The organism is Microcoleus sp. S36b_A4 (assembly GCF_036700645.1).
Classification (GTDB): domain Bacteria; phylum Cyanobacteriota; class Cyanobacteriia; order Cyanobacteriales; family Microcoleaceae; genus Microcoleus.
Map to the genome: position 1 here is coordinate 1 of NZ_JAUBPI010000167.1, position 6,271 is coordinate 6,271.

The 6,271-nt window shown below is 46.7% G+C and carries 2 protein-coding genes; both read left to right on the plus strand.

The features are described from left to right. Nucleotides 1-240 precede the first annotated feature (240 nt). Nucleotides 241-1,620 (plus strand): photosystem II reaction center protein CP43, encoded by a 1,380-nt coding sequence (gene psbC, locus QUA03_RS27995; protein ID WP_333216871.1) that lies wholly within the window; start codon nt 241-243, stop codon nt 1,618-1,620. A 568-nt stretch (nt 1,621-2,188) separates the two neighbouring features. Further along, complete coding sequence (locus QUA03_RS28000) at nt 2,189-6,049, plus strand: GAF domain-containing protein (protein ID WP_333216873.1); 3,861 nt, start codon at nt 2,189-2,191, stop codon at nt 6,047-6,049. The last annotated feature ends 222 nt before the right edge of the window (nt 6,050-6,271 follow it).

Below are 6,271 nucleotides of genomic sequence, written 5' to 3' on the forward strand. Positions count from 1 at the left end.
CGTGCTTGGATGGCTCCGACAGACCAACCCCACGAAAACTTCATCTTCCCTGAAGAAGTTCTGCCTCGCGGTAACGCACTTTAAAAAAATCAGGATTTGGATTTCAGATTAATTTAGTTTTTTTAACTTAATCTGAAATCCAAATCCCTATTCCCCGGCGCAGGTGCGGTACTCCCGTGCCCTACTAGGGAACAAAAAAACCCAAAATCCAAAATCTAAAATCGTTGGAGGTTCTACCGGGTGGTAACGCTCTCTAATTCCTACGCAAGCGGTCGCGACCAAGAATCCTCCGGGTTCGCTTGGTGGTCTGGCAACGCTCGTTTGATCAATCTCTCCGGCAAACTGCTGGGCGCCCACGTCGCTCACGCTGGCTTGATCGTGTTCTGGGCCGGTGCAATGACTTTGTTTGAAGTCGCTCACTTTATCCCAGAAAAGCCCATGTACGAACAGGGCTTAATTTTGATGCCCCACGTCGCTACTTTGGGTTGGGGCGTAGGCCCTGGCGGTGAAGTCACTGATATCTTCCCGTTCTTCGTAGTCGGGGTTCTTCACTTAATTTCATCTGCAGTTCTCGGTTTGGGCGGCATTTATCACGCCGTTCGCGGCCCGGAAGTTCTCGAAGAATACTCTTCTTTCTTCGGCTACGACTGGAAAGATAAGAACCAGATGACCAACATCATCGGCTATCACCTAATTTTGTTGGGTGGCGGTTGCTTGCTGCTGGTTGCTAAGGCTATGTTCTTCGGCGGTGTCTATGACACTTGGGCTCCAGGCGGCGGGGACGTGCGTATTATCACGAACCCCACCCTGAACCCGGCTGTGATTTTTGGCTACTTGGTTCGCTCTCCTTTTGGTGGCGAAGGCTGGATTGTCAGCGTCAACAACATGGAAGACATCATCGGCGGTCACATCTGGCTTGGCCTGATTTGTATCGCTGGCGGTGTTTGGCACATTTTGACCAAGCCTTTCGGCTGGGCTCGCCGCGCCTTAATCTGGTCTGGCGAAGCTTACCTGTCTTACAGCTTGGGTGCTTTGTCCCTGATGGGCTTCATCGCTTGCTGCTTTGTCTGGTTCAACAACACTGCTTACCCCAGCGAATTCTACGGCCCGACGGGCCCGGAAGCTTCTCAAGCGCAAGCTTTGACCTTCCTGATCCGCGACCAACGCTTGGGTGCTAACGTCGGTTCTGCACAAGGCCCCACCGGTCTGGGTAAATACCTGATGCGCTCTCCTACTGGCGAAATCATTTTCGGCGGTGAAACGATGCGTTTCTGGGATTTCCAAGGCCCTTGGTTGGAACCCTTGCGCGGTACTAACGGTTTGGACTTGAACAAAATCAAGAATGACATTCAGCCTTGGCAAGCTCGCCGCGCGGCTGAGTACATGACTCACGCTCCTTTGGGTTCTTTGAACTCTGTGGGCGGTGTGGCGACTGAAGTTAACTCGTTTAACTTCACTTCTCCTCGTTCTTGGCTGTCCTGTTTCCACTTTGTGATGGGTTTCTTCTTCTTGGTCGGCCACTTGTGGCACGCTGGTCGCGCTCGCGCGGCTGTCGCTGGCTTTGAGAAGGGTATCGATCGCGAAAATGAAGCGGTACTTTCTATGCCAGACTTAGACTAATCGATCGAATTTATTTCTGATTTGATTGTCTAGTTGAAAAAGACTCCTGCTTAACGGCAGGAGCTTTTTTTTGATCTAAAAATATCTGAAAAAGCTGCGGATTGTCGATCGACCATTCTCCGAACCCGCTAGCAGCAGATCCAATCCTAGACATATAAACCCGGTTTCTGAGTTAACCTTTTGAATTCCATGCTATTTCTTTCCGTAAGCTCGTTCTTCAGCCAGCTTTTGCATCCTGGAGTCAGATACTTCGGTACGACCTTCATCGGTTGTGGTGAATGACTCTGCAAGTCTTGAAACTTGACAATTTTAGTCCGTTGGGGTAAAGAGCTTGCAAGGCAGGCTGTACAAAGTTTATATTTAAAGTACAAAAGTTGTAATCCCACACAATGGAAAGTTGCAATGGAAAGTTGCAATTTTAAGGCAGATCGCTACAGGTGTAAAACTAATCGACGATCGGCATCAGGATATTTATATTTTATTAAATGGCTGTGCTTGCCAAATTTTTTAACAGGCACAAAACTTGTGGGCCGCTTACTGTTATTGCTAGGAAAGCAAAAGATTAATAATGGACTCATTAAAGATCGAAAATCTCAAGGTGAGGTTCGATCGAGCAAATTTGCTCGAACGCATCGCCAACCGCATTCGCCGCTCTCTAGAACTCCCCGAAATTCTGAGCGCAACAGCAGCAGAAGTTCAATCCTTCTTGGGAACAGACAGAGTAAAAATCTACAAATTTCATAGCGACGGTAGCGGTGAAGTGATTGCCGAATCAACTAACGGCAACCGCTTGCCATCCCTATTGGGTCTGCATTTTCCAGCAGACGATATTCCCCCTCACGCCCGCGAACTGTTCGCGCAAGTACAGGTGCGATCGATCGTCGATATAGATTCCGGGCAGCTAGGCCAAAGTCCACGCCGCGAGGCAGTTTCCGGCCAACTGCTGCCCGACGACCAAATGCACTTTCGTGCGGTTGACCCCTGCCACGCTGAATACTTGACTGCACTGGGCGTTAAGGCTTGCTTAGTAGTACCAATTTTTCACGGCGAAGAATTCTGGGGGTTGTTGGTATCTCACCACTCCGAGTCCCGGAGTGTTGGAGAAAACGAACTCCAAGGCGTTCAGATGGTGGCAGATCAGCTCGGCGTCGCCATAGCCCAATCAACCCTCCTCGCCCAAGCGAGGGCGAAAGCTCAACGGGAAGCTGCCGTCAACCGCGTGGCTGCCGCCCTTAACTCCCAGCCGGCGATTGAACTCCAAACGGCTTTGGTAGAATCGGTAGCAGCACTAGACGCCGCGGGCGGCAGGCTGTGCATTTTCGCCACGCCATTCATTTCCGACAGCAGCAAGGTTACGAACCGAGTTCCCTATTCGGATAACTCCACTGGCGAACTCACAGTCTACACTTGCGGCTCAGGGCCGAAGATGGGAATTTCCGCAAAATACCCCCAGGTTGAGCAATACAGCGTCTGGCACGAATATTTTAAATCCGGCGAGCAACAGGTTTGGGTAATTCCCGACTTGTACCAAATTAGCAGTTTGAGAAGCCTGCAACCTGCATTTCGATCGACCAAAATTCGCAGCATTTTAATCGTACCACTCAGAACCCGCCAGCACATATTCGGTTACTTGACCATTTTTCGAGAAGAATTTGACACCGAAACTCTCTGGGCTAGACAGTTTGATAGCGACGGGCGGCTTGCCCAATCTCGGATATCTTTTGAAGCATGGAAAGAGTCAAAAACTGCCCAAATTCGCGACTGGAAGGCTGAAGAAATTGAATTGATGCAAATTTTTGGCACCCATTTTTCTAATGCTATTAACCACTACCAACTCGATCAACAAATAGAGGAACTTAACACAAATTTAGAAAATCAAGTTCAAAAGCGCACCGCTCAACTACAGCAGTTGACCCAACAGCAGCGAGTGCTGTTTGAAGTGGTGGCAAAAATGCGGAAATCCCTCGACTTGAACAAGATTTTTAGCACGATGTCCCAGGAAGTGCGACGGGCTTTAAATGCCGATAGAGTTGCGGTTTACCGCTTCGAACTAGCGTCGGAATTTAACGACGGCGAATTCGTTTCCGAAAATGTTTTGCCAGATTTTGTGTCAGCAATGGCAGTCAAAGTGCAGGATCGCTGCTTTGGAGAAAAGTATGCCAATCTCTACTCTCAGGGACGAATTCACACAATTTCCGACATCAGACAGGCTGGACTCCAAGATTGCTATGAGCAACTATTGGAGCAATTTCAAGTCAAAGCTACTTTAGTTGCACCGATTATGAAAGGCAACGACCTTTGGGGGTTGCTGTGCGTACACCAATGTTCGGCTCCCCGCAACTGGGAATCTTCCGAAATTAAGTTTGCTACCCAAATTTCCGCTCAGCTCAGTATCGCCCTAGAACAAGCAGATTTGCTCGCTCAAACTCAGCAGCAAGCAGTTGAGTTGCAGCGGGCAGCAGAGCAGGAGCGAATACTGTTTGAGGTAGTTGCTAAGATTAGACAATCTCTCGATTTAGATACAATTTTTAGGACTACAACTACAGAATTGCGACGGATATTAAAAGCAGATAGAGTTGGCATTTATCGCTTCGATCCTAGTTTAAAATTTAATGAAGGCGAATTTATTACCGAAGATGTTTTGCCTGGTTTTTCTTCGGCAATGGATGTAAAAGTTCGCGATCATTTCTTTAGCGAAAACTATGCGAAAAAATACAGTAAGGGACAGATTCAAGTGCTACCAGATGTCGAGAATGCTGGACTTTCCGACTGCCATGCTGCTCTTTTAGCTCAATTTCAAATTAGAGCTCAGGTGATTATGCCACTGATGAATGGCAGCGAACTTTGGGGTTTGCTGTGCGTGCACCAGTGCAGCGGTTTGCGCCATTGGAACACTTCGGAAATTCAGTTTGCTACGCAAGTTGGAATTCAGTTGAGTGTAGGATTAGAACAAGCAGATTTGTTGGCTAAAACGCGGCAGCAATCAGTTTATTTACAGTGGGTAGCCGAGCAACAGCGGATACTGTTTGAAGTGGTAGCCAAGATTCGGGAGTCTCTCGATATCGACGCAATTTTTAAGACGGCTACTCAAGAAGTTTGTCAGTTTATGCAAGTTGATAGAATAGCTGTCTATCAATTTAATCCTGATTGGAGTGGCTATTATGTAGCCGAGTGTGTGAAAGATGGCTGGATAAAATTGGTAGGGGAAGGTATCAGTACAGTTTGGCAAGATACTTATTTGCAGGAAAACCGAGGCGGCAGATATGCCAATAATGAAACTCTAGCCATTGACGATATCTATCAAGTTTGCCACTCGGAGTGTGTGGTCGGTATTTTAGAGCAATTTCAGGTGAAGGCTTATGCGATAGCGCCGATTTTTGTAGGACAAAAACTTTGGGGTTTGCTGACAGCGTATCAACATTCTGGGCCCCGCTGTTGGGAAAGTTCAGAAGTTAACTTTTTAGCTCAGATTGCTAATCAATTAGGCGTAGCTATCCAACAAGCCGATTTGCTGGCTCAAACCAGACGCCAAGCCGAACAAATCGCTCAAAGTTTAAAGGATTTGCAGCACACTCAAGCTCAATTGATTCAAACTGAAAAAATGTCTGGTTTGGGGCAACTGGTAGCCGGGATTGCTCACGAGATTAACAATCCGGTTAATTTTATTTACGGCAATCTCAATCACGCTAGTGAATATACTGCTAGCTTACTTAGTTTGCTGGAACTTTACCAGCAGCAATATCCCGATTCTAGTCCTAAAATAGACAAATTAAGTGAAGATATTGACTTGGAATTTCTGCTAGAAGATTTGCCCAAATTGCTATCGTCAATGAAGGTGGGAGCCGATCGCATCCGTCAAATAGTTTTGTCTTTAAGGAATTTCTCCCGTCTTGATGAAAGTCAAATGAAGGCGGTTGATATTCACGAGGGCATTGACAGCACGCTGTTAATTTTACAGCACAGGCTGAAATCTAATGCGGACAGTGCCAACATTGTGCTAGTGAAAGAATACGGCATTTTGCATCGAGTTGAGTGTTATGCGGGACAGTTGAATCAGGTATTTATGAATGTAATTGGAAATGCGATCGATGCTTTGGAATCGAACAAGTTGCTCGCTGGTCAATCTGTAGTTCCTCAAATTAAAATCTCTACTGCTGTCGGTCAACTTAATGGTACTATTCCTAGCGCGCTGATTCGGATTTCTGATAACGGTACGGGAATTTCGGAATCTATGAGAAAACGCATATTTGACCCTTTTTTCACAACTAAGGCAGTGGGAAAAGGTACTGGATTGGGACTGTCAATTAGTTACCAAATTGTGGTAGAGAAACATGGCGGCGTTTTAAAATGCAATTCGGAATTGGGGAAAGGTACTGAGTTTGTGATCGAGATTCCGCTTCGACAGCAGTCATTAGTCATTAGTCATTAGTCATTAGTCATTATTGTAAAATCCAGCCAACAGTCAATAGTCAACAATCACGGACGCTCCAACCAGAATTGATCTAATTAATCTGCGTTACTCGGTGTTAGTCTGTCTGTCTCTGCAGTTAAAAGAGACTGTTGGCGAATTAAAACCCACATTCCGCAGATGTGGGTCGGATTTCTTGATCAGTTGTGAAAACTTGGAAGCCAAACGCTTTTAGGCTGAAAT